The sequence below is a fragment of the Nitratireductor sp. ZSWI3 genome, assembly GCF_024655565.1.
Lineage (GTDB): Bacteria > Pseudomonadota > Alphaproteobacteria > Rhizobiales > Rhizobiaceae > Nitratireductor.
The window spans coordinates 1-23,946 of the sequence record NZ_JANKOF010000002.1; the positions used below are offsets into that span (position 1 = coordinate 1).

Here is a 23,946-nt window from a genome sequence, read left to right on the forward strand (position 1 = left end):
GGTCGCCCGCGCGCCGGAGGAGATCGACGGCAAGGTGGCGCGGCGGACGCTGCTGCCCGGCAGGCTGATTCCCGCCAGCTATGTCCGCGATCCCTACCTGGTGGAGACCGGCAGCCCCGTGACGGTCACCTTCACGGAGGGAGGCCTCACCATATCGCTGCGCGCCGTGCCCCTGCAGCCGGGCGCGGCCGGCGACATGATCAGGCTCAGGAACGCCGACAGCGGCCGCACCTTCATGGGCATGGTGCTGGCGGACGGCACGGTGAAGGTCGGCTCCATATGATCGCCCGTCTCCTCGCAAGCGCACTCCTCGGCCTGGCGCTCGTCCTTCCGGCGGGCGCGGCCTCGCGCATCAAGGACGTGGCGACGCTGCAGGCGGCGCGCGACAACCAGCTGGTCGGCTACGGCCTCGTCATCGGCCTGCAGGGCAGCGGCGACAGCCTGCGCAACGCCCCCTTCACCGAACAGTCCATGCGCGCCATGCTGGAAAATCTCGGCATCGCTTCCGAGGGGGGCAGAGCACGCGCCAAAAACGTTGCCGCGGTCATCGTCACGGCAAACCTTCCCGCCTTCGTGCAGTCGGGCGCACGCATCGACGTCAGCGTCTCCTCGCTGGGCGATGCCACCTCGCTCGCCGGCGGCACGCTGGTCATGACGCCGCTGCGCGCGGCCGACGGCGAGATCTACGCGGTGGCGCAGGGCTCGGTGATCGTCTCGGGCTTCAATGCCCAGGGGCAGGCCGAACAGCTTACCCAGGGCGTGCCGACTTCCGGACGTGTGCCGAACGGCGCCATCATCGAACGGAAGGTCGAGGCATCGCTGTCGGACACGGCGACGCTGGTCCTGCAACTGCGCAACGCGGATTTTTCAACCGCCGTGCGGGTCGCCGATGCGATCAACACCTACACAGGCGCACGCTTCGGGCAGAGGCTGGCCGTCGAGGAGGATTCCCGCACGATCCGCATCCACAGGCCGAAGAACGTGTCCTTCGCGCGCTTTTACGCCGAGATCGAGAACCTCATGGTCGAGTCGGACGGCCCGGCCCGCGTGGTGATCGACGAACGCACCGGCACGGTGGTGATCGGCAACGACGTGCGGATCTCGCGTGTCGCGATCAGCCACGGGGCGCTGACCGTGCGCATCACCGAAATGCCGCAGGTCGTCCAACCGGAGCCGTTCTCGCGCGGCTCGACGGCGGTCGAGCCCTTCACCCGGATCGAGGCCGAGCAGCCCGATGCCAATGTGGCACTGCTCGACGGTCCCGACCTGCAAACCCTCGTGTCCGGCCTGAACCGGCTCGGCGTCAAGCCCGATGGCATCATCGCCATTCTCCAGGGCATCAAATCCGCCGGCGCGCTGCAGGCCGAGCTCGTGCTGCAATAGGCCGCTTGATGGGACACAAGATCACCCTCAGACGGATCGCCGCCGGCTCCTTCGCCGGCCTGATCCTGGTCTCGCAGGTCGCGCCCACCCAAGCGCTGGCCGCCGACGAAGCCCCGGCCGACATGCCGGCCGACGAAGTGCAGCGCTTCTGCACCAACATCGCCGATGCGGCGCGCGACCGGCGCTACTCCCTGCAGGCCATGGAGCTGACGAAGCTCAAAAGCGAGGTGGACGAGCGCATCGCAGCCCTGGAAGGCAAACGCGCCGAATACGAGGAATGGCTCGAGCGGCGCAACGTCTTCCTCGCCAAGGCGGAAGACGGCATCGTTTCCATCTATGCCAGCATGCGGCCCGACGCGGCCGCCGAGCGGCTGGCGGAAGTGCCGGCAGACCTTGCCGCCGCGATCCTGATGAAGCTCGAGCCGCGCACGGCCGGCGTCATCCTCAACGAAATGAACAGCAAGTCCGCAGCAGCCCTGACCAACATCATCGCCAGCGCGGCACGCCCGGAGGACCCCTCATGACGTTCCGGCCGGCCCTGCTCCTGCCGCTCCTGCTCGTCGCAGGCTGCTCGCAGACCATGAACGAGATCGGCAAGGAACCGGCGATGTCGTCCGTCGGCGCCAGCATCGACCCCGAGATGATGGCAGCCTACAATTACCCCAAACGGCCGGCGCCCGCCCTGACCCGCTATTCGCTGTGGGACGACCGGCAAAGCCGCCTCTTCACCGATCCGCGGGCGCTCAATGTCGGCGACATCCTGACCGTCGAGATCTCCATCAACGACAAGGCACGCTTCAAGAACGAGTCGGAGCGCTCGCGCGACGCCAGCCGCAGTCTCGGCCTGTCCGGCTCCTACTCCGTCGGCGGCGCCGGCTCGTCCGCCGCCGCCGAAGGGCAGATCGGCTCCGGCACATCGACCTCCGGCAGCGGCGCGACGGAGCGTTCGGAGAACATTCGCCTGCTCGTCGCGGCGGTGGTGACGCAGGTCCTGAGCAACGGCAACCTGCGCATCCGCGGCACGCAGGAGGTGCGCGTCAACGCCGAACTGCGGGTCCTGACCATCGACGGCATCGTGCGGCCGAGCGACATCGATCCGCAGAACATGATCTCCTACGAGCGCATCGCAGAGGCACGCATCTCCTATGGCGGCCGCGGCCGCCTGAGCGAGGTGCAGCAGCCGCCCTACGGGCAGCAGTTCCTCGACGTGGTGCTTCCCTTCTGAACGCGATCCGGGGGCTGACGAGACGTGGCGCTGCTTGAACAACAATCCCGGGAGAGCAAGGGACCTTCGCTGATGGTCCAGCTCCTGCTGCTGATCGGCATGACGGGTCTGGCGGCGGGCGTGAGCTGGTTCGCCGGCGGTTATCTGGAAGGTTTGCACGCCGGCGACAAGCCGGCCGCATCCGCCATCGAGGCCGATGCGCACACGGCGCCGAAAGACGCCGCGCGAACCACGCCTCACATCCTTGAGATCGACCCGATCACCACCAATCTGGCCGAGCCGAGCGAAATCTGGGTGCGCGCCGAACTCTCGCTGGTGTTCGACGGCGAACCGGATCCGGTCGTGGCGGCGGCGGTCCATCAGGATCTGTTTGCCTATATCCGCACGGTGCGCCTGCGCCAGGTGGAAACCGCCAGCGGCTTCCAGCATCTTCGCTCCGATCTCGAGGAGCGGGCCCGCATCCGCAGCGACGGCGCGGTGAAGGCGATCCTCTTGCGGACCCTGCTTTTCGAATGAGACGTCTTCTCCTGATCCTTGCCGCCACGCTGCTGCCGGGCGTGGCCGCCGCCCAGACCATCGATCTCGGCGCCATCACCGGCGGCGACGGCTCCACCGTCGGCACCATCATCCAGCTCTTCGGGCTGCTGACGATCCTGTCGCTCGCGCCCGGCATCCTGATCATGGTGACGAGCTTCACCCGCTTCGTCATCGCCTTCTCGATCCTGCGCTCCGGCATGGGCCTGCCGACGACGCCCGCCAATCTCATCCTGATCAGCCTGTCGCTGTTCATGACCTTCTATGTGATGGCGCCGACCTTCGACAAGGCGTGGGCCGACGGCGTGCGGCCGCTGATGAACAACGAGATCAGCGAAGAGACCGCCCTTGAGCGGATCGCCCAGCCCTTCCGCAGCTTCATGATCAGCAATGTGCGCGAGAAGGATTTCGCCCTGTTTGCCGATCTTGCCGCGGAGCGCGGCAACATTGAGGTGACGGCGGAGACGGCAGACCTGCGCGTCCTTGTGCCCGCATTCATGATCTCCGAGATCAGGCGTGGCTTCGAGATCGGCTTCCTGGTCGTCCTGCCCTTCCTGGTGATCGATCTCATCGTTGCGACGATCACCATGTCGATGGGCATGATGATGCTGCCGCCGACGGTCGTCTCGCTGCCTTTCAAGATCCTGTTCTTCGTGCTGATCGACGGTTGGAACCTGCTGGTCGGGAGCCTCGTGCGCTCCTTCGTGTGACCCGGGAAAAAGCTTCAGAAACGTCACCCACGCCCCTGCGGGTTATCCTTTTGGTAGGAAATCGCCGCCATAAATGCATCCACGCATGGCGGGCTGATCTCCAGGAGAGCTCATGGGCATGATGCCGTCCCGCCATACCGGTTGGCCCGGTATGTCCCCAGTTTGTTTTGTTTTTCAGGGGCGTTTATCCCATGGCAAGTCTCATGACCAATGCGTCGGCTATGACCGCGCTGCAGACCCTCAACACCATCTCCAAGAACATGGCCACCACCCAGTCCCGCATTTCCACGGGCCTGCGCGTGGCGGAAGCCGCCGACAACGCAGCCTACTGGTCCATCGCGACCTCGATGAAGTCGGACAACAAGGCTCTTTCCAGCGTTCAGGATGCTCTGGGTCTCGGCGCCGGTAAGATCGACACGGCTTACACGGGCATCAACGAGGTGATCGACACCGTCGACAAGATCAAGCAGAAGCTTGTCACGGCGCGCGGTGCCTCGCAGGAAGACCAGCAGAAGATTCAGAGCGAGATCGAAGCGCTCCAGAGTCACATCACGTCGGTCGTCGGCAACTCCAACTATGCCGGCTCCAACATCATCCAGGACAATGCCGATGTGAACATCGTCGCGTCCTACAACCGCACCGGCACCACCGTCACGATCGACCAGATCACCCTGACCGGCGCCGATGTGCTCGTGCTCGACACGGCGGGCACCGCCGGCAGCGCGGCCGGCGTCGTTGCGGCGGCCCTGTTCGATGCCTCGGGCGGCGCCGTTGCCGACACCGCCATCGACACGGCCCTCGGAACCGTCGAGACGGCTCTGGCCTCGCTCGCCGACCAGGCGGCCGAGCTCGGTGCCGCGAAGTCGCGCGTCGATCTGCAGAAGGACTTCGTCTCGAAGCTCTCCGACGCGATCGAGCGCGGTGTCGGCCAGCTGGTCGATGCGGACATGAACGAAGAGTCGGCCCGCCTGTCGGCCCTGCAGGTGCAGCAGCAGCTCGGCATCCAGGCGCTGTCGATCGCCAACTCCAACTCGCAGAACATCCTGTCGCTGTTCCGCTAATGGTCTGATCCAACCCCGGCCCTCGGGCCGGCATGGTCTGAAACCCGGCCGGGCCGCTCCTGTGAGCGGCCCGGTTTTTGTTTGCCCGCAAGCTTCCGTTAAACGCTTGTTAACCATGACTGCCTACTCATGGTTAACCATTCCTTTTCGCCACGCTTGTGGCGTTCAAGGGGGGCGCTGAACAAAGGGGTGAGCACGTGGCCAGTATCATGACGAACGCCTCTGCGATGGTTGCATTGCAGAGCCTGAAAATGACCAACAAGGCGATGGACGTCGTGCAGTCGCGCATATCGACCGGCTACCGCGTCGCGCAGGCGAGCGACAACGCCGCCTACTGGTCGATCGCCACGACGATGCGCTCCGACAGCAAGGCGCTGTCCGCCGTTCAGGACGCGCTCGGCCTTGGCGCCGGCAAGATCGACACGGCATACACGGCGATGAACAACGTCCTCGAAGCGGTCGACGCCATCAAGTCGAAGCTCGTCACGGCACGCGGCGCAAGCGCCGAGAACCAGACCAAGATCCAGTCCGAAATCAAGATCCTGCTCGATCAGGTCAGGAGCTCGGCCACCGGTGCCAGCTATGCCGGCACGAACATCCTGGCCACGGACGACACCGGCACCGTCGAAATCGTCGCCTCCTACAACCGCTCCTCGACGGGCACGGTTACCGTGGGCACGATCTCGATCGACCTTGCAAACGTCAAGCTGTTCGCGGCCGGCGGTCTTCCGGGCGGCCTTGCCGACGACATCATGCTGATCGACATCGTCACCAACGGCACCGATGCCGACATCGACGCCTACCTGACCGACATCGAGACGGCCCTCTCCGACATGTCCACCGCCGCCGCAAATCTGGGCGCGGCCAAGACCCGGCTCGACCTGCAGAAGGATTTCGTCTCCAATCTGATGGACTCCATCGAGCGCGGTGTCGGCCAGCTCGTCGACGCCGACATGAACGAGGAATCGACGCGCCTGCAGGCCCTCCAGGTGCAGCAGCAGCTCGGCATCCAGGCGCTCTCCATCGCCAATCAGAACGCACAGAGCATTCTCGCGCTGTTCAAATAGCGCTCAGCGTTCAGCAACGTCACCGGATTTTTCATGGGGCCGCGCCGCGGCCCCATTTCATTTTCGCACAAGCTTCGATCGCTAGGCTCCCCTGACTATTCGAATGGGAGCATTGGGCCGTTGCCTGAGCAGATTCAGACCGTCGTCGAAAACCTGAAGAGCCTCGGCGCACGCCGCCTTGCCGTCATGGGCGGCATTCTGGCACTGGTCATGACCGTCATCGTCGCCGGCGCGGCCTATCTCAACCGGCCGGCCTACGAGACGCTCTATGTCGGTCTCGACCGTTCGGACGTGAACCAGATCGGCATGGTTCTGGGCGAAGCCGGCATCGGTTTCGACGTCGTTTCCGACGGCACGTCGGTGCTCGTGCCGGCCGGCAAGACCGTGCAGGCGCGCATGCTGCTCGCCGAGAAGGGCCTGCCGAGCAGCACCAATGCCGGCTACGAGCTCTTCGACAATGTCGGCTCCCTCGGGCTCACCACCTTCATGCAGCAGGTGACCCGCGTGCGTGCCCTGGAGGGCGAAATTGCCCGCACCATCCAGTCGATCGCCGGCATCAAGGCGGCGCGCGTGCACATCGTGATGCAGGAGCGCGGCACCTTTCGAACGGAAGAGCGGCAACCTTCCGCCTCGGTCGTCATTCGCGCCTCCAGCATGGATGCCGCGCGTGCGGCCGCCTCGATACGCTACCTGGTCGCCGCTGCCGTCCCCGGCCTCGACGCGGAAAAGGTCACCGTGCTCGATTCCTCCGGCACGCTGCTTGCGGCGGGCGACGATCCCGCGAACAACACGGCGCAGCGGTCGATCGGCGTGGAGCGCACGGTGGAAACGCAGATCGAGGAAAACATCCGCCGCGCCCTCACCCCCTATCTCGGGCCGGAGAATTTCCGCGCCAGCGTGAAGGCCGACGTCAACACCGACGCCCGGCAGATCGAGGAGGTGATCTACGATCCGAAATCGCGGGTCGAGCGGTCCGTCCAGGTCGTCCGTTCCAGCGACAGCGCCAACCGGGAAAGCGCCGTTCAGCCGACTTCGGTGGCGCAGAACCTGCCGCAGGACGAGACGGCGGCAACGGCCGGTCCCAAATCGACCGAGGAGAGCGAGCGCCGCGAGGAGACCACGAACTACGAGCTGAACACCAGGCGGGTCGCGACCGTCAGCAACGGCTACAGCATCGACAAGATGTCGATCGCCGTCGTGGTGAACCGTGCCCGCCTGGTGCAGATCCTCGGGTCCGACCCGACGCCGGAACAGGTGGCCGAGCGCATCGCGGAGATCCAGAAAGTGGTGGCCTCGGCGACCGGCCTCAGCGAGACGCGTGGCGATGTCATCAATGTCTCGGCGGTCGAGTTCATCGACGGTCTCGACGGTGCAGCGGTCGAGGAGCCGGGTCTTTTCGCCACGGTCGGCCAGCATACGGGAACGATGATCAACGCAGCCGCCTTCATCCTCGTCGCCTTCCTGGTGACATGGTTCGGCTTGCGTCCGCTCGGCACGAGCCTGCTGCGCCCGGCCGCGATCGAAGGTCCGGTTGCCGGCGATCCGCAGCGGGCGCTGCCGACGCCCGAGGAGCAGGCGCAACTGACCGCCGAGGGATATGCCAACGCCGACTATGAGGAGGCCGACACCTACGGCACGCAGCGCCTGAAGATCAGGCCGGCGCCGCAGGAGCGCCTCGCCCGCATGGTCGACCTCAATGAGGAGCGCTCCGCCCTGATCCTGCGCAAATGGGCTCGCGCTGAAGTGGAGGCAGGCTGATGCCCGCGGCCCTGGCACTGATCGACGCCCTGCCCGATTTCAGCAGCGCCGCGCCGGCAAGAAGCGGCCTTCCTTCAACCCTCTACGACCCGCTCCGGCAGGCGGAGGCTGGCAACCCTCCCGCATGGCGCGAAGAGTCGAGCCGGGACACCGGAGCGGACATCGCGGCGGCCGAGGCGGCAATCGCCGAACGCCTGACCCTAGAGCACCAGGCCGCCCTGGCGGCCCTAGAAGCCCGCCATGCGCAGGAGATGGAGGCGGTGCGACAGACGCTCGCCGAAGAAGCGGGCAGGACCATCGACCGGCGCTTCACGGCGATGGAGGATCAGGTGACCGCGCTTGCCGCAGAAGCGACGGCGCGCATGCTGAGCCTCGTTTTGACCGAGGACCTGCAGAAGCGCTCCGTCGCCGAACTGGAGCACGTTATTCGCGCGGCACTCGAGGATCGGGAAACGGTGCGCATCCGCCTCAGCGGTGCGCCGCTTCTGTGGGAGGCCCTGAAGGCGGGCCTCGGCGACAAGGCGAGCCATGTGGACTTTTCCGAGGCGCCGGGCCTCGACGTCAGCCTGTCGATCGACGAGAGGCTGTTCGAGACGCGGCTCACCGAATGGTCGGAAACGCTGAGCGGGCTGATCCCATGAGCATGGCGGAAGGCGACGGCCGCCCGCCGGAGATCATCATCGTCCGGCGCGGCGGCGGCGATGAGGATGACGGCCACCATGGCGGGGCCTGGAAGATCGCCTTCGCCGACTTCATGACCGCCATGATGTGCTTCTTCCTGGTCATGTGGCTGATCAACGCCTCCAACGAGCAGACGCGCTCGGCCCTCGCCAGCTATTTCAACCCGGTCAAGCTGATCGACCGGAACACCAGCACCAGGGGTCTGGAAGACATCGGCGAGGCCCCGGCAGAGGCGACGCAGGAAAACGGCGCGGAAAAGGACGGCGAGAAAGCCCCCTCGAATGAAGAGAGCCGGTCTTCGGGACCGATGGATTTTGACGATGCGGTGGGCGTATCGGAGATGCGGCAGGTCTCCGACGACAGCCTGTTCTCCGACCCTTATGCCGTTTTGGCCGAGATCGTGGCCGATGCCGAGACGCAAGCCAACGTCTCCACAAAGGGAGAAGGCGGGGCGCAGACGGCGGGCCCTTCCTCCGGCGCTTCTGGCGGCGAATCCTACCGCGATCCCTTCGCGCCGGATTTCTGGTCGCAGCAGGTCGCAACGCCGGACATCGGCGTGCAGGGCGATCCCGACGCGGCCCGGGACAATCCGGCCGGTACCGAGGTGGAGGCCACCAACAACGGCAAGCATACGCCGGCGGGAGCCGACCTTGCCGACCCCCAGGCGGACGAGCGCATGGTCGCGCTCCCGTCCGTGCCCGACGTCGAGCCGCTGGCGCCCGGGGAAAAGCCCGCCGACACCGCCGCCGAGACGTCTCAGCCGCATGACCCCGGACCGGCCGCCGATGTCGAGGCTCCGCCGGCCCGGGAGACGGCGGTCGCCGACGAGATCCCGGCCGCGGTGAGGGACATCGCGGCAACGATGCAGGCCGAACTCGCCCGCCAATTCGCCGGAAGCCCGCTGGCCGGCTCCGTCGACGTGGCGGTGGCCGAGGACGGGGTTGTCATCTCGATCACCGACGATCTGGAACACGGCATGTTCCCCGTCGGGTCGGCCGTGCCGGATCGCGAACTGGTGCTGGCCATGGACAAGATCGGTCAGGTTCTGGCCGGCCGGGCCGGCACCGTGAGGATCGGCGGCCACACGGACGGGCGCCCCTTCCGCAGCGAGGCCTACGACAACTGGCGGCTTTCCACGGCGCGCGCGCAGGCTGCCTACTACATGCTGGTGCGCGGTGGTCTCGACGAGCAGCGCATCAGGCAGGTGGCTGGCTTCGCCGACCGCAAGCTGAAGGTTCCCGGCGATCCCTATGCCAGCGCCAACCGGCGCATCGAAATCCTGCTGGAACTGCCCCGATGAGACTGCGATCGACCTTCGCTGCCCTTCTGGTGGCGGGGGCCGCGTTCTGCGCCCCGGGACATGCCGGCCCGCTCGAGCCGTTTCAGATGGTGCGTTCGCTGCAGGTCCTGCAGGATCGCATCGCCAATGGCGACCACGCGGCCCTGCCGATGCAGCAGAAGCTGCTTGGCATCATCGACGAGCGCCTGCGCGCCGCGCAGCCCGAGAATTTCGCCGACCGGCGCAATCTGCGGGCGCTGCTGATCTACGGGCTGAGCGGCGGCAATCCGAAGACGCTCGACATGTTGTTCTCGAAACTGAAGCTGGAGGGCGAGCAGGCCGAGCTCGGCAACGCCGTCGCGCAATATGCGCGCGGCGACTTTCTCGGCGCGCGCAGCGTCCTGCGCAGGATCGACCCGATGGAGCTCGACCCGGAAGTGGGGCCGCCGATGGCGCTCGTCGCCGCCACGGTGCTGGCGACGGAAGACCCGCGACGGGCGATCGGCCTGCTCGACGATGCGCGGCTCCTGAGCCCTGGAACGCTGATTGAGGAAGCGGCCTTGCGGCGCTCCATCCCGATCGCCGCCAGCCTGAAGGACGCGGACCGCTTCACGCGCGCTGCGGAACAATATGTCCGCCGCTTCCTGCGCTCGCCCTATGCCGGCCAGTTCGCGGATTCCTTCGTTACCGCCATCGTCACGCTCAACGAAACGGTCGACCTCGACGTCGTCGAGGACGTGACGGCCCGGATGAGCAGGGAACAAGCGCGGGTGGTCTTCCTGCGGCTCGCCAGGAAGAGCGCCATCGAAGGCTACAACCGTCTGCTGGTCTTTGCTTCCAGAAAGGCGAAGGAATACGCCGACCGTGACGAAGGCGGAGAGGACCCGCGCGCCATCCTCTATGCCAACATGGCCTCGGTCACCTCGAGCAACGTGCATGAGGTGCTGGCGGCGCTGGACGGGATCGACCGCCAGCGGCTGTCGGCGCACGACAGGGAACTGCTCGACGCGGCCCTGGCCGTCGCCCGCGCCGTGCTCAACCGCCCGCCGGAAGCCTCTGCCGGCGATACGCCGCCGCCGGCACGCGAACTCGACACCGCTTCCGGGGAAGCTGCGCCGCCGGCGCCTGCCACCTTAGATCCCGATGAGGCTTATCTGCGCAGCATGCGCGGCAAGCTTCAAGCCATAGACGCCTTGCTTGTGAAGGAGACATCGCAATGAACGCGGCCCTCGATCGCTCCCTGCCGGTCAGCTCCAAAGCTCAGCAAACGCTCCCGCGCGGGCACGGCGAGATGCCGGCGCAGGGCGACAGCTTCAAGCAGGTGCTGAGCGGCGCCGCAAACGCTGCCGCCGATGGTTCGAAGGCCCGCGGGGGCGATGCGGCGGCGGAAGAACCCGGCTGGACATCCATGCGTTGGGCACCGCCGCAAGCGTTTGACGGCAGCGACCGGGATGCCGGCGAAGACGGTGTCGAAGCAGACGAGGCCGCGGCATCGACGCCGTCGACGAATGAGGAGCAAGAAGCCGCCGCACCGCCCTTGCCGGCTACGGAGCCTGTCGCATCGGGCGAACCCGTGCCCCCGGAGGATGTGACCGATACCGGAAGCCCGATTGACAGCGCGGCAGCCCCCGCCACCCCGCCGGAATCGGCGATCGCACCGGGTCGAGCAATGCAGGAGCACGGCCGGGGCGATAGCGGGCCGCCGGCGCATCCCCTGCCTCAGGCAAGCGAGCGCGCCGCCGCAAGCTCCGCCCTGCACCGGCCGCCGGCGCAGCGGCACGAGCCTCCGGCACATCAGGCGGCAATCCCGAACAACCCGCCGGAACGAGAAAACCATGGAAGCAGCGTCAGGTTGGACGATGTGGCAGGCACCGCCCGCCAGGAGGTGAAGGCGGGGCCGCCCCTCCCCGACGGCGGCGACCGCGAGCCGCACGCCGACATCCGCGTTCTGTCGATCCAGCGCACTCCCACACCGGGCCCGGTCGGCGAGCAGGGAACGGGCGCGGCGCAAAAATCTGCCGTTGCGGAACATGTCCAAACGCAGCTGCCGGCCCAATCGGTGGCAGGCCGGGTTCTCCACACCCTTAAAATCGAGATCCATCCGGCGGAGCTCGGCCCCGTGACGGCACGGCTGCGCATGGTCGCCGATCAACTGACGGTTGATCTACAGGTCGAAACGGCCGAAGCGCGGCACCGCCTCAATACGGACAGCGAAGCCATCGTCAAGGCGCTGCGCTCGCTCGGCTACGACATCGACCGGGTCAGCGTTCAACAGACCGCCGCAGGTGCGAATGGCAATGCAGCAGGCATGCGCGACGGCTCCGGACAGCCGGCCGCCGATCACAGCGCCCGAGACCATTCGGGCGATGCAGACAGGGGCCATCCCCAGGGCCGGCGGGACGGCGGCGCGGCGGCAACGGGAGACAACGCCGATGTGGCTGAAAACGGCCTTTATATCTAGCCTGGCGCTGACGGGAGCGGCGCATGCGGCGGGCAATCCCTGCGAAGGCGAGATCCTGCGCGCAGCGGCCAAATACGATGTGCCGGCAGGTATTCTCTACGCCGTCGGCCTGACGGAGACCGGGATCAGGGGGAGTCTTCAGCCCTACGCCCTCAATGTGGAGGGAAAAGCGGTTTTTCCACGCAGCATCGGCGAGGCGGTGCAACACGTCGAACAGGCCCGGCGAGACGGCGCCAGGCTGATCGACCTCGGCTGCATGCAAATCAACCATCACTACCACGCCACCCATTTTTCGAGCTTGCGCGCGATGCTCGATCCGCACCGCAATGTCGATTACGCAGCGCGCTTCCTGGTCGATCTGAAGAAGCGGCACGGCTCCTGGTCGATGGCCGTCGCCCGCTATCACGCCGGTCCGAACAACGACCCCGCGCAAAAGCGCTATGTCTGCCGGGTCATCACCAACATGGTTGCCACCGGGTTTGGAAACTGGACCCCGCAGGCGCGCAGTTTCTGCAATCAATGATTGAAATCTGATTCAGCCGACCGATGGCGCCACCGTTTCCGGGGTGTTCGGGGCCGCTCGTTTGGAATTCGTTAAAAATTATAAAAATTATGGTTGTGCGTGATTCGCCTGACCGGTTACCACTTGACACATAAAGTGATTCGGAGGGCGGGCCGGTGATTGTCGTGATCGACGAACGTGAGTTGGTAACGGAAGGCTATCACTCACTGTTCAACAGAGAGGGGGTGGCCAGCGCGGGTTTCGCACCCCGCGATTTCGGCGAATGGGTCGAGACCGTCGCCGAAGACGAGTTGAAGGCGGTGAGCGCCTTCCTTCTCGGCCAATGCGAAGAAGGAGACGTCTCAGCCCAGCGCATCCGCGAGCGCTCGCCGGCTCCCCTGATCGCACTCAGCGAACGCAACTCCCTCGACGACACCCTTCGCCTCTTCGAATGGGGTGTCGACGACGTGGTCCGCAAGCCGGTGCACATCCGCGAGATCCTGGCGCGCATCACCGCCATACGCCGGCGGGCGCAGCAGGACACGATGACCCATGCCCAGGTCGGCACGATGCGCATCTACTTCGACGGACGCGACCCGGAAATCGGCGGGGAGACGCTGCCGCTGCCGCGCCGCGAGCGGCGCATCCTCGAATATCTGGCGAGCAATCCGACGCGCCGGGTGACCAAGACGCAGATCTTCAACGCCATCTACGGCATCTTCGACGAGGACGTCGAGGAGAACGTGGTCGAGAGCCACATCAGCAAGCTGCGCAAGAAGCTGCGCGAAAAGCTCGGCTTCGACCCCATCGATTCCAAACGTTACCTGGGATACCGGCTGGCGGGCGACTGACCCGCCTTCCACCTTCCGACGGGCGCAGTGCCCTTTCCCGTCCCTCTGGCCAGTTTCGCGCAAGTCACAATTCGTAATGTGCGTGTGATCGGCGTAGACACGAGGAGACATCCCGATGGGCCTATATGGAATGATGCGGACAGGCGTGTCCGGCATGGCAGCGCAATCCAACCGGCTGTCCGCCGTTGCCGACAACATCGCCAATTCAAGCACCAACGGTTACAAGCGGGCACAGGCGGAGTTCTCCTCCCTTGTCCTGCCGTCCTCCGGCGGCTCCTATAATTCCGGCGGTGTGACCACCTCGATCCGCTACGCCATCTCCCAATCGGGCCCGCTGCAATACACGACCTCCGGCACGGATCTTGCCATCGAGGGCGGCGGCTTCTTCGTCGTCCAGGATTCGAGCGGCCAACCTTTCCTCACCCGCGCCGGCTCGTTCGTGCCCAACGCCGAGGGCGAGCTGGTCAACGCCGCGGGCTACAAGCTGATGGGATACAGCTACGCCAGCGGCGTTCCGGCCGTGACCGCCAACGGCTATGCAGGGCTCGAGGCGGTGGTGATCGCACAGTCGGAGCTGGTTGCCACGCCGTCGCGCAACGGCACTCTGACCGCCAATCTGCCGTCCAGCGGAACCGCCGTTGCCGCCGCCGACCTGCCTTCGGCGAATGCGGCCACCGCCACCTACTCGCACAAGACCTCGCTCGTCGCCTACGACAATCTGGGCGGAAAGAAGCTGCTCGACGTCTACATGACGAAGACCGGCCCCGACACCTGGGAAGTCGCCGTCTACGATCGCGCCGATGCGGCTCCCAACACCTCGTTCCCTTACGCCAACCCGGCCCTGGCCACCACCACGCTGACCTTCGACCCCGCCAACGGCAAGCTCGATGGCACAAGCCCCACCGACATCACCCTGACGGTGCCCGGCGGCGATGCGCTGACCCTCGATCTGTCCAGCGTGACACAGCTCGACACAGGCTTCACAGTGACCGGCAACGTCGACGGCAGCGCCCCCTATTCGATCGACAGCGTCGAGATCGGTGCCGACGGCACGATCTATGCGCAATATGCCGACGGCTCCATGCGCGCGCTCTACCGCATCCCGATCGCCGACGTTCAGAGCCCCGACCGGCTCCAAGTCATCACCGGGAACGTGTTCTCCGAGAGCGCCGATTCCGGCGGCGTCCAGCTCGGTTTCCCGGGCGAAGGCGGCATGGGCAAGGTCGTCTCCGGTGCGCTCGAGAGCTCGAACGTCGACATCGCCCAGGAGCTCACCGACATGATCGAGGCCCAGCGCAACTACACGGCCAATTCGAAGGTCTTCCAGACCGGTTCCGACCTGATGGAGCTTCTCGTCAACCTGAAACGATAGCCGGCGTCCCTGAACAACGGGAATGGAAAAGAGTAAATGTCACTGACCTCCGCACTCAGTATCGCGCAGACGGCGTTGTTCAACACGTCGCGGCAGACATCCGTCCTGTCGCGGAACGTCTCCGAGGCATCGAATCCGGATTATGCCCGCCGCAGCGCGGTCCTCAGCAGCACGCTGGCGGGCGCGCGCGTCGCCAAGATCGAGAGGGCGGCAAACGAGGTTCTTTTCCGGCAGAACCTCTTCGCCATTTCCTCCTGGCAGGGCCAGAAGACGCTCTCCGACGGGCTCAACAGCCTTCAGTTGACGATCAACGGCAACGACAACGCCACGGCACCGGCGACGGCCATCAGCAAATTGCAGACGGCGCTGCAGCTTTATGCCTCCACGCCGTCCAACCCGACGCTGGCGGAAGGCGCGATCCAGGCCGCGCACCAGGTGGTTCGCTCGCTGAACGACGGCGCCGGCGCCATCCAGACCTTCCGCGCCGACGCGGACCGGCAGATCGCGACCGCGGTCGACAGTCTGAACCGGCTGCTGGCCGAGTTCGAGGTCGTCAACACCGAGGTCGTCAACGGGACGCGCAGCGGCCGCGACGTCTCCGACGCCCTCGATCGCCGCGATGCGTTGCTGAAGCAGATCTCCGAATACGTCGCGATCTCGACCACCACCCGTTCGGGTAACGACATGGTGATCATCACCGGCGACGGCGCAACGCTGTTTGAAACCATCGCCCGGCCGGTGACCTTCACTCCCAACACCGCTTACGGCCCCGGCACCACCGGCAACGCGGTCTATATCGACGGCGTGCCCCTGGCGCCGGGTATCGGCGGCAACACCACCGCAAGCGGCTCGATCGCCGCGACGCTGCAACTGCGCGACGACGTCGCGCTGCGGCTGCAGAACCAGCTCGACGAGGTGGCTCGCGGCATGATTGCCGCCTTTGCCGAGACCGACCCGAGCGGAACGCTTGCAGATGCCGCCGGCCTCTTCACCTGGGCGGGAGGGCCCTCCCTTCCGCCGGACGGCACGATCGTCAACGGACTGGCCGCTTCGATCCGCGTCAACGCCGCGATGGACCCGGCCGCCGGCGGCAATGCCGCGCTGCTGCGCGACGGCGGTGCAAACGGCGCCGCCTATGCGCGCAACGCCGGCGGTGCCGCGTCTTTCTCGGACCTGCTGCTCGCTTATTCCCAGCGCCTCGAGGAGCCGATGAACTTCGATCCGGCGGCCGGCCTCGACACCTCGCGCAGCGTCGCTGCCTTCGCCTTCGATACGGTCGGTTGGCTGGAAAGCCAGCGCAAGCAGGCCGACAGCGGTTCGGAGGGCAAGGAAGCGCTCGTCACGCGGACGGCGGCCGCCCTGTCCAACATCACCGGCGTCAACGTCGACGAGGAAATGGCCCTGCTGCTCGATCTGGAGCATGCCTATGAAGCCTCGGCGCGCATCATCTCCGTGGTCGACGAAATGCTGGCCACGCTCCTGCAGGCCACGCGATAGGAGAGCGCCGGCATGAAAACCTCCTTCATCTCCTCATTCGCGATGTCGCAAACGCTGCGCTACCAGGTGATGCGCATGCAGGCCGAGCTCGCCGAGCGGACGAAGGAGGCGCAGACCGGCCGGGTGGCCGATCCGGGCGTCGCGCTCGGCGCGCATTCGGGGCGCAACCTGTCGATGAGCCGTGACATCGACCGCCTCACCGGCCTGATCGACGCCAACACGATCGCCGCGAACCGCCTGAAGGCGACGCAGAACGCCATGACGCAGATCGGCGACATCGGGCAGAGCTTGCTGGCCTCGCTGACCGCCTCGAACTCCGGTGTCGACCAGGTGGCCATCGCCCGCTCTGAAGCCGAACGGGTCCTCAAGACGATGACCGGCGTGCTCAACACCAATCTCAACGGCGAATACCTGTTCGCCGGCATCAATACGGATGTGAAGCCCGTCGCCGATTTCAGCGACCCGGCCTCCCCGGCCAGGGCGGCCTTCGACGCTGCGTTCCTGGCGAAATTCGGCTTCGCCCAGACCGACCCGGCCGCAGCCGGCATCAGCGCCGCCGACATGGACGATTTCCTCGCAAACCATGTCGAGCCGCAGTTCCTCGGCGCCGGCTGGCAGACGAACTGGTCGAGTGCGTCCGACCAGAAGATCACCAGCCGCATCGCCCTGAACGAGACGGCCGAGACGTCGGTGACCGCCAATGAAATCGGCCTGCGCAAGCTCGCCATGGCAGCCGCCACCATTTCGGATCTCCTGCAGGGCCCGCTCAGCGATGAAGCGCGCGAAGCGGTGTATGCCAAGGCGCTGACGCTGGTCGGCGAAGCCGTGGCCGATATCGCCAACGCACAGGCCGAGGCAGGCATCGCCGAAAACCGCATCGAGGATGCCAGCGCGCGCGTCTCCTCGCAGATCGATCTGTTCAAGAGCTTCATCAAGAAAACGGAGGGCATCGATCCCTACGAGGCCGCCACCAGGGTCAACGACCTGATGGCCCAACTCGACGCGTCCTATGCGTTGACGGCCCGGCTGCAGCAACTCAGCCTCCTCAACTACCTACGCTAAGCAGTGCCAGGTCCTGACCCTAGAGGCAAACGAACGGAAAGCCCATGTATCAGTTCTCCTACAGCGAAGTTCAGACCGACTCGCTCGCCGACGCCAAGGACCGCGAGCAACAGGTTCTGTCCCGCTCGATCGATCTGCTGATTGCCGCCCGTGAACGAGGCGTGCAGTCGCAGGAGGCGGTGGAGGCGATCCATTTCATGATCCGCGTCTGGACGGCGTTCATCCAGGATCTCGGCAACCCGGAGAACGAGCTGCCCAAGGAGTTGCGGGCCAACCTGATTTCGATCGGCCTTTGGTTGATGCGCGAGGGTGAGGAAGTGCGCCAGGGACGCTCGCAGAACTTCGACGGGCTGATCGAGGTGTCGCAGATCATCCGCGACGGCATCCAATGATGAGCACCCTTAAAATCTCCCTCAAGGCCAACGAGAAGATCTACGTCAACGGTGCGGTGATCAGGGCCGATCGCAAGGTCACGCTGGAATTCCTGAACACCGTGCAGTTCCTGCTGGAGAATCACGTCCTGCAGGCAGAGGATGCGCGCACGCCGCTGCGCCAGCTCTATTTCACCGTGCAGATCATGCTGATGACGCCGGACAACGCCGAGGGCGCGCGAAAGCTCTTCGGCGAGCTCCTGCCGCGTCTTCTGGATAATTTCAGCAGCGAACGCATCCGCAGCGGGTTGAAGCAGATCGACCAGCTGGTCGGCAACGGCCAGGTCTATGAGGCGCTGAAGGAGATCCGCTCCCTCTACCCGCTCGAAGAAGAGATCATGAAACAGGCCGGGCAAGGCAGCCAGGATCCCGTATCCGCCGTCGCTGCCATGGCCGCCACGGAGTAAGCCGATGAACGTGCCTTCCGCGACCGCTACGCAGACGCAGAACCAGACGGCGGCGACAGCCGCGCCGCAGACCGTCGACTACCAGTCGTTCCTGCGCCTGCTGGTGGCGGAAATGAAGAATCAGGATCCGACGAGCCCGATGGAATCGACGGACTACGTTGCCCAGCTCGCCACTTTCTCGCAGGTCGAGCAATCGGTGCAGATCAACACGAAGCTCGACCAGATCCTGCAGGCTTCGGCGCTGGCGCAGGCCGGCAGCCTGGTCGGCCGCGAGATCACCTCCGCCGACGGCTCGATCACCGGCAAGGTGGCCGAGGTGCGGCTCTATAGCGACGGCGTGATGGCGGTGCTGGAGAGCGGCGACAAGATTCCGGTCGGCCCGGGCGTGGTGATCCGCTGACCTCCCATGAATGAAGCCGACGCTCTCGACATCGTCCAATACGCGATCTGGACCGTCCTCGTCGCCTCGAGCCCGGCGGTCGCCGCGGCGATGCTCGTCGGCGTCGGCATCGCGCTCGTCCAGGCCCTGACCCAGGTCCAGGAGATCACCCTCACCTTCGTTCCGAAGATCGTCGCCATCCTGATCGTCGTCGCCTTCTCCGCGCCCTTCGTCGCCTCGCAGATCTCCTCCTTCACGACCGTGATCTTCCAGCGCGTCGAAGACGGGTTCTGAACCCTTCCGGCCTCCGCCCTCGCGCAAGCTTGAGACGCTAGCTTTCCCGCCGGGCGTGCCAACGCCGCAACGAGTGGAAGGCAGCATGGCTTTAAGCGAAGCGATCACCGGCAACGAAAGCCGCAAGCACGGCCGCGACATCGGCTTTGCCGTGGGCATCGTCGTCATCCTGGCGGTCCTTTTCCTGCCGATCCCGCCATTCCTGATCGATGTCGGGCTCGCCTTCTCGATCGCCCTTTCCGTCCTCATCCTGATGGTGGCGCTGTGGATCCAGCGGCCGCTCGACTTCTCCTCTTTCCCGACCATCCTGCTCATCGCCACCATGCTGCGGCTGTCGCTCAACATCGCGACCACCCGTGTCATCCTGTCGGAGGGTCACCAGGGCGCTAACGCGGCCGGCTATGTCATCGGCGGCTTCTCCCGCCTCGTCATGAGCGGCGACTTCGTCATCGGCCTGATCGTCTTCATGATCCTCGTGGTGGTGAACTTCGTCGTCATCACCAAGGGCTCGACCCGCATCGCCGAGGTCGGCGCGCGCTTCACCCTCGATGCGATCCCGGGCAAGCAGATGTCGATCGACGCCGACCTGTCCGCCGGCACCATCGACGACAAGGAGGCCCAGCGCCGCCGCGCCGAGCTGGAAGAGGAAAGCTCGTTCTTCGGTGCCATGGACGGCGCCTCGAAATTCGTGCGCGGCGACGCCATTGCCGGCCTGCTCATCACCGCCATCAACATCGTCGGCGGCATCGCCATCGGCTATGCCCGACACGACATGAACATCGGCGAGGCGGCGGACGTGTTCACCAAGCTGTCGGTCGGCGACGGCCTCGTCTCGCAAATCCCGGCGCTGATCGTCTCGCTCGCCGCCGGCCTGCTGGTCTCCAAGGGCGGCACCCGCGGCTCGGCCGACCAGGCCGTGTTCGGGCAGCTGAGCGCCTATCCGCGCGCGCTGTTCGTGGCGGCGATGCTGCTCGTGCTTCTCGGTGTGATGCCCGGCCTGCCCTTCATCCCGTTCACTGTCCTCGCCACCATCATGGCGACGGTCGGCTACATGCTTCCGCGGCGCGCCAGGCAGCGCCAGGAAAAGGCCAACGAGGTCGTGCGGCAGCAGCAGATGAACCTTGAGGAAGAGGAGAGGAACTCGGTCAAATCCTCGCTCAAGACCGCCGAGATAGAGCTTCTGATCGGCAAGCAGCTTTCCACGCGCCTGCTCGCCTCGCATCAGGAACTCGCCTACCGCATGGGCAAGATGCGCAAGAAATTCGCCGCCCAGTACGGCTTTGTCGTGCCGGAGGTGCGGCTCACCGACGACTATTCCATCCCGCCGAAGAGCTACCAGATCAAGATCCACGGCACAGTGGTGGCCGAACACCAGATGCGCGTCGGCGAGTTGATGGTCCTCGTCGGCGCCAACCGCCAGCCGGACATGCCGGGCGAGGAGGTGAAGGAGCCCGCCTTCGGCATGCGCGCCTATTCGGTGCCGGAGATGTTCGCCGACGATTTGAAGCGCGAGCAGTTTCCCTTCGCCGACAACATGTCCGTGCTGCTGACGCATCTGAGCGAGGTGATCCGCAACAACCTCCCGCAGCTCCTCTCCTACAAGGACATGAAGGTGCTGATCGAGCGCCTCGATCCCGAGTACCGCAAGCTCGCCGACGAGATCTGCTCCTCGCACATCACCTATCCCGGCCTGCAGGCCGTCCTGAAGCTGCTGCTTGCCGAGCGCGTCTCGATCCGCAACCTGCACCTGATCATCGAGGCGATCGCCGAAATCGCGCCGCACATCCGGCGCACCGAGCAGATCGTCGAACATGTGCGCATCCGCATGGCGCAGCAGATCTGCGGCGACCTGACGGAAGGCAGCGTGCTCAAGGTTCTGCGCCTCGGCGGCCGCTGGGACCTGGCTTTCCATCAGAGCCTGAAGCGCGACGCCAAGGGCGAGATCCGCGAATTCGACATCGATCCGCGCCAGCTCGAGGAATTCGGGCAGGATGCGGGCAAGGCGATCCGTCGGCATCTCGATGCCGGCGAGCGCTTCGTGCTCGTCACCGCACCGGAAGCCCGCCCCTATGTGCGCATGATCATCGAGCGGCTGTTTCCGACCCTTCCGGTGCTCAGCCACGTGGAGATCGCCAAGGGTGTCGAGCTCAGCGTGCTGGGTTCGATCTCCTGACCCCGGACGCGCCTGGGATGCTGGAAACCCCGCTCCTCGCCGCCTTCCTGGCCTTCTGCCGCATTGGCGGCTGCTTCCTCGTCATGCCGGGCCTTTCCAGCGTCCGGGTGCCTCTGCAGGTCAGGCTGTTCGTGGCGGTGGCGGCATCTCTGGCGCTCCTGGCGCATCTTTGGGATGCGATAACGCCGCACGTCTCGACGAGGCCCGGGCCTCTGCTCGTCCTGATCGCATCGGAACTCGCCATCGGCGCCCTGATCGGCCTTGTTGCACGCTTTTATGTGCTGGCGCTGCAGTTCATCGGCGCGGCGACGGCGATGTTGACCGGCTTCGGCATGGCCGGCGGCACGGCCATCGAGGAGCAGGAGCCGCAGCCGGCGCTCGGCGCGATCATCTCCTTCTCGGCGCTGATGCTCCTCTTCGTCATGGACTTCCATCACGAGATCATCCGCGCCCTCGTGGCGTCCTACCGGCTGGTGCCCGTCGAAAGCCTGTTCGACCCGCAATCGGCTCTCACCGACGTCACGGACACGCTGTCGGACGCCTTCTTCGTCATGATTCGCCTGGGCAGCCCGTTCATCGCCTATGCCATACTGGTCAATCTGGCGATCGGCTTCGTCAACAAGCTGACGCCGCAGATCCCCGTCTACTTCATCTCGCTGCCCTTCGTCATCGCCGGCGGCCTGATCCTCCTCTATTTCGCGATAGGCTCGCTGCTCGGCCTGTTTGCCGACGGCTTCTTGCCGATTTTCGCCGGTCGATGAGGGGTGATGATGTCGAGCGATAAGCGGCAGAGGCTGGGGAAACTGGTGAAGGTCATGCAGCACCTCACGGACTACCACCAGGCCCGGCATGCCGGACACCTGGCGCAGGCCGCCTCGGCCAGCAGCGAGGCCGAGGAGATCACCGCAAGGATCGATGCGGGCGAGGCCATGTCGGCGCTTTTTCCGGAGATCTACCATCGCCGCATCGCCGATGCGTTGCAGCGCAGCCGCGCCAGCGCCGAAAACGCCCAGGCGGAAGCCAGGAAAGCCGTTACCGCCGATGCCCGTACCAGCGCGTTGGCGCGGGCCTACCGCGAGGCGGCAAGCGCGGAGGAGCGTGACCTGGCGGACAAGGAAAGGCTCGAGCTCATCCAGCGCGGCAAGGCATCCGGGACTTAAGCCTCCCACAAGCTTGCTTTGAAAGAATGATCGTCACGATAACAGACCAACACCAGGGAGGACGCCTTGGCGATATCGCCCCCCGGCGACATTGTTCTGAGCGTGGCGCGCGCCGCTGATCCGGCCAAGGCCGCGGCAGCCCGAGCGCGACTGCAGGCACACGCCGCCGCCGGCAAGGACTTTTCCGCCACCGTCGACGCGACGGCGACGCAAGCCGCCCGCGCCGCCGGGACCGCACGCCCGGACACCGAAACGAGGTTCGAAGCGATGGTGCTGCAGAACTTTCTGCAGTCGCTGCTGCCCGAGGAAACGAGCTCGGTCTACGGCGAAGGGCTCGCCGGCGACATGTGGCGGTCGATGATGGCTCAGCAGCTCAGCGAGACGCTCGCCGAGCAAGGCGGGCTCGGCATCGCTCGCCGGGTCTTGAGCGACCACACCTTGGAGAATGACAAGAAGGTGCCGATCGGCGCGATTTCCTCCACGCCGGAGCAGCAAGAGGCCGGCAAGCGCGCCCTTCTCTCCTCCGCCCTCGTCAACGAAATCGAACGGCAGGCGGCAAGAACCCTGGGTATCGGCGTCGGCTCCGTCCACAAGGACGAGAAGAGCTGAACGCCCAAAGACGGAACCAGCCCATGTATGATCTCACGACCATTGCGAAACCCGACGACACTGCCGTCAGGCAGAATGCCGGCCATCACGGCGGCGCCAGCGCCCTTGCCATCATGCGACGCATCGAGGAGACGATCGACGCGGAGACCGCAGCGATCCGCAGCGATCCGCGTTTCGACATCAAGGCGTCGAACACCCGCAAGAGCCGGCATCTGTACGAGTTGAGCAAGGCGCTCAAGAGCACCGATGAGGCGGGGCTGGCAGCCGCCCATCGCGATGCACTGGTGCGGCTGCGCAACAAGCTCGCCGCCAACGAAGCCACCATCAAGGCCCATATGAGCGCCGTCGGCGAGGTGGCCAACCTGCTGCAGGATGCGATCGAGCGGGTGCAGACCGACGGCACCTATTCGGAACGCGAGTTCGGCCAGGCTTCACCCGCATGATCAAGTTCATCCTGGCCGCCATCTGGATCTGCGCCGTGTCCGTCGGCACGGTGCTCTATTCGTTCCAGTTTTCACAGGCCAGGAGCAGCGCCGCTCCTCCGCCCGCCTTCTTCGGCGGGCTGGACCACATCAGCACCGACATGATCTCCGTTCCCGTGGTCAGGGACGGAGATGTCGACGGCTATTTCCTCACCCGCCTGTCCTATTCGATCGATTCGAAGAAGCTGAAAGCGCTCACCATGCCGGTGAGCGTCGTGCTGGTCGACGAGATCTATTCCTATCTCTACGCCAATCCTCTGATCGATTATTCCAGGGCCGGCGGGTTCGACGTCGGCGGGTTCGACGTCGGCGCGTTCCGCGATGGCCTCAGGGAGGCGATCAACGCGCGGGTGGGCAGCAAGCTCGTCCACGACGTCTTCATCGAGCAGGCGGACTATCTGTCGAAATCGGAGATCCGTGCCAACACGCCGCAGCGCCGGCTGCCGTCGACGGAGCCCGCGCGGAGCGAGCCCAAGGGCGGCGGGCATTAGGATCAGAGTAACAAATAATCCGAAAGTTCATTTCGGCAATAAAATCAGATTATTCTCTCTTTGACAAAAAAGTTTCA

At 65.5% G+C, this 23,946-nt stretch carries 28 protein-coding genes; all 28 read left to right on the forward strand.

What is annotated here, in order from left to right; translation table 11 throughout:
- The coding region (gene flgA, locus NUU27_RS01235; protein ID WP_257760222.1) for a flagellar basal body P-ring formation chaperone FlgA at positions 1–283 on the forward strand (283 nt) is incomplete at its 5' end.
- A complete protein-coding gene (locus NUU27_RS01240) occupies positions 280–1,383 on the forward strand; it encodes a flagellar basal body P-ring protein FlgI (RefSeq protein ID WP_257760223.1) in 1,104 nt (367 codons plus the stop codon). The genes flgA and NUU27_RS01240, both read left to right, overlap by 4 nt.
- An 8-nt stretch (positions 1,384–1,391) precedes the next feature.
- Positions 1,392–1,907, forward strand: a complete 516-nt coding sequence (locus NUU27_RS01245) for a MotE family protein (RefSeq protein WP_257760224.1) — start codon at positions 1,392–1,394, stop codon at positions 1,905–1,907.
- Positions 1,904–2,608, forward strand: coding sequence for a flagellar basal body L-ring protein FlgH (flgH, locus tag NUU27_RS01250; RefSeq protein WP_257760225.1), 705 nt, complete (start codon positions 1,904–1,906; stop codon positions 2,606–2,608). The genes NUU27_RS01245 and flgH overlap by 4 nt, the downstream gene beginning before the upstream one ends.
- A gap of 72 nt (positions 2,609–2,680) precedes the next feature.
- On the forward strand, positions 2,681–3,124 hold the full coding sequence (locus NUU27_RS01255; RefSeq protein ID WP_257760226.1) for a flagellar basal body-associated FliL family protein: 444 nt from the start codon (positions 2,681–2,683) through the stop codon (positions 3,122–3,124).
- Positions 3,121–3,852 carry a flagellar type III secretion system pore protein FliP gene (fliP, locus tag NUU27_RS01260; RefSeq protein WP_257760227.1) on the forward strand — a complete coding sequence of 244 codons (732 nt, stop codon included), beginning with the start codon at positions 3,121–3,123 and terminating at the stop codon, positions 3,850–3,852. Before NUU27_RS01255 ends, fliP begins: the two co-directional genes overlap by 4 nt.
- 191 nt (positions 3,853–4,043) lie before the next feature.
- Positions 4,044–4,913, forward strand: coding sequence for a flagellin (locus NUU27_RS01265; protein WP_257760228.1), 870 nt, complete (start codon positions 4,044–4,046; stop codon positions 4,911–4,913).
- Between the two features lie 197 nt (positions 4,914–5,110).
- Entirely contained in the window at positions 5,111–5,980 is an 870-nt protein-coding gene (locus tag NUU27_RS01270; RefSeq protein WP_257760229.1) for a flagellin, read from the forward strand.
- 120 nt (positions 5,981–6,100) lie between these two features.
- A complete protein-coding gene (fliF, locus tag NUU27_RS01275; protein ID WP_257760230.1) occupies positions 6,101–7,738 on the forward strand; it encodes a flagellar basal-body MS-ring/collar protein FliF in 1,638 nt (545 codons plus the stop codon).
- Positions 7,738–8,379, forward strand: coding sequence for a hypothetical protein (locus NUU27_RS01280; RefSeq protein ID WP_257760231.1), 642 nt, complete (start codon positions 7,738–7,740; stop codon positions 8,377–8,379). Before fliF ends, NUU27_RS01280 begins: the two co-directional genes overlap by 1 nt.
- The gene (locus NUU27_RS01285; protein WP_257760232.1) at positions 8,376–9,719 is read left to right on the forward strand and encodes a MotB family protein; all 1,344 of its coding nucleotides are present in this window, start codon (positions 8,376–8,378) and stop codon (positions 9,717–9,719) included. The genes NUU27_RS01280 and NUU27_RS01285 overlap by 4 nt, the downstream gene beginning before the upstream one ends.
- Positions 9,716–10,918, forward strand: coding sequence for a chemotaxis protein (locus NUU27_RS01290; protein WP_257760233.1), 1,203 nt, complete (start codon positions 9,716–9,718; stop codon positions 10,916–10,918). The genes NUU27_RS01285 and NUU27_RS01290 overlap by 4 nt, the downstream gene beginning before the upstream one ends.
- Positions 10,915–12,159, forward strand: coding sequence for a flagellar hook-length control protein FliK (locus tag NUU27_RS01295; protein WP_257760234.1), 1,245 nt, complete (start codon positions 10,915–10,917; stop codon positions 12,157–12,159). Before NUU27_RS01290 ends, NUU27_RS01295 begins: the two co-directional genes overlap by 4 nt.
- On the forward strand, positions 12,131–12,682 hold the full coding sequence (locus tag NUU27_RS01300; RefSeq protein ID WP_257760235.1) for a transglycosylase SLT domain-containing protein: 552 nt from the start codon (positions 12,131–12,133) through the stop codon (positions 12,680–12,682). The genes NUU27_RS01295 and NUU27_RS01300 overlap by 29 nt, the downstream gene beginning before the upstream one ends.
- A 155-nt stretch (positions 12,683–12,837) precedes the next feature.
- Entirely contained in the window at positions 12,838–13,512 is a 675-nt protein-coding gene (locus NUU27_RS01305) for a response regulator transcription factor (RefSeq protein WP_257760236.1), read from the forward strand.
- Positions 13,513–13,627: 115 nt separating this feature from the next.
- Positions 13,628–14,884, forward strand: a complete 1,257-nt coding sequence (locus tag NUU27_RS01310; protein ID WP_257760237.1) for a flagellar hook protein FlgE — start codon at positions 13,628–13,630, stop codon at positions 14,882–14,884.
- A gap of 36 nt (positions 14,885–14,920) precedes the next feature.
- Entirely contained in the window at positions 14,921–16,381 is a 1,461-nt protein-coding gene (flgK, locus tag NUU27_RS01315; protein WP_257760238.1) for a flagellar hook-associated protein FlgK, read from the forward strand.
- Positions 16,382–16,393: 12 nt separating this feature from the next.
- Positions 16,394–17,443 carry a flagellar hook-associated family protein gene (locus NUU27_RS01320; RefSeq protein ID WP_257760239.1) on the forward strand — a complete coding sequence of 350 codons (1,050 nt, stop codon included), beginning with the start codon at positions 16,394–16,396 and terminating at the stop codon, positions 17,441–17,443.
- Between the two features lie 44 nt (positions 17,444–17,487).
- Entirely contained in the window at positions 17,488–17,835 is a 348-nt protein-coding gene (flaF, locus tag NUU27_RS01325; protein ID WP_257760240.1) for a flagellar biosynthesis regulator FlaF, read from the forward strand.
- Positions 17,832–18,281: a flagellar biosynthesis repressor FlbT gene (flbT, locus tag NUU27_RS01330; protein WP_257760241.1), complete on the forward strand. Its 450-nt coding sequence runs from the start codon at positions 17,832–17,834 to the stop codon at positions 18,279–18,281. Before flaF ends, flbT begins: the two co-directional genes overlap by 4 nt.
- 4 nt (positions 18,282–18,285) lie before the next feature.
- On the forward strand, positions 18,286–18,681 hold the full coding sequence (gene flgD, locus NUU27_RS01335) for a flagellar hook assembly protein FlgD (protein ID WP_257760242.1): 396 nt from the start codon (positions 18,286–18,288) through the stop codon (positions 18,679–18,681).
- 6 nt (positions 18,682–18,687) lie between these two features.
- A complete protein-coding gene (fliQ, locus tag NUU27_RS01340; RefSeq protein WP_257760243.1) occupies positions 18,688–18,954 on the forward strand; it encodes a flagellar biosynthesis protein FliQ in 267 nt (88 codons plus the stop codon).
- Positions 18,955–19,039: 85 nt separating this feature from the next.
- On the forward strand, positions 19,040–21,127 hold the full coding sequence (flhA, locus tag NUU27_RS01345; RefSeq protein ID WP_257760244.1) for a flagellar biosynthesis protein FlhA: 2,088 nt from the start codon (positions 19,040–19,042) through the stop codon (positions 21,125–21,127).
- Between the two features lie 17 nt (positions 21,128–21,144).
- Positions 21,145–21,888: a flagellar biosynthetic protein FliR gene (gene fliR / locus NUU27_RS01350; RefSeq protein ID WP_257760245.1), complete on the forward strand. Its 744-nt coding sequence runs from the start codon at positions 21,145–21,147 to the stop codon at positions 21,886–21,888.
- A gap of 54 nt (positions 21,889–21,942) precedes the next feature.
- Complete coding sequence (locus tag NUU27_RS01355) at positions 21,943–22,287, forward strand: hypothetical protein (RefSeq protein ID WP_257760246.1); 345 nt, start codon at positions 21,943–21,945, stop codon at positions 22,285–22,287.
- 66 nt (positions 22,288–22,353) lie between these two features.
- A complete protein-coding gene (locus NUU27_RS01360; RefSeq protein WP_257760247.1) occupies positions 22,354–22,896 on the forward strand; it encodes a rod-binding protein in 543 nt (180 codons plus the stop codon).
- Between the two features lie 23 nt (positions 22,897–22,919).
- Entirely contained in the window at positions 22,920–23,339 is a 420-nt protein-coding gene (locus NUU27_RS01365; RefSeq protein WP_257760248.1) for a hypothetical protein, read from the forward strand.
- Complete coding sequence (locus NUU27_RS01370) at positions 23,336–23,869, forward strand: hypothetical protein (RefSeq protein ID WP_257760249.1); 534 nt, start codon at positions 23,336–23,338, stop codon at positions 23,867–23,869. The genes NUU27_RS01365 and NUU27_RS01370 overlap by 4 nt, the downstream gene beginning before the upstream one ends.
- Positions 23,870–23,946: the final 77 nt, after the last annotated feature.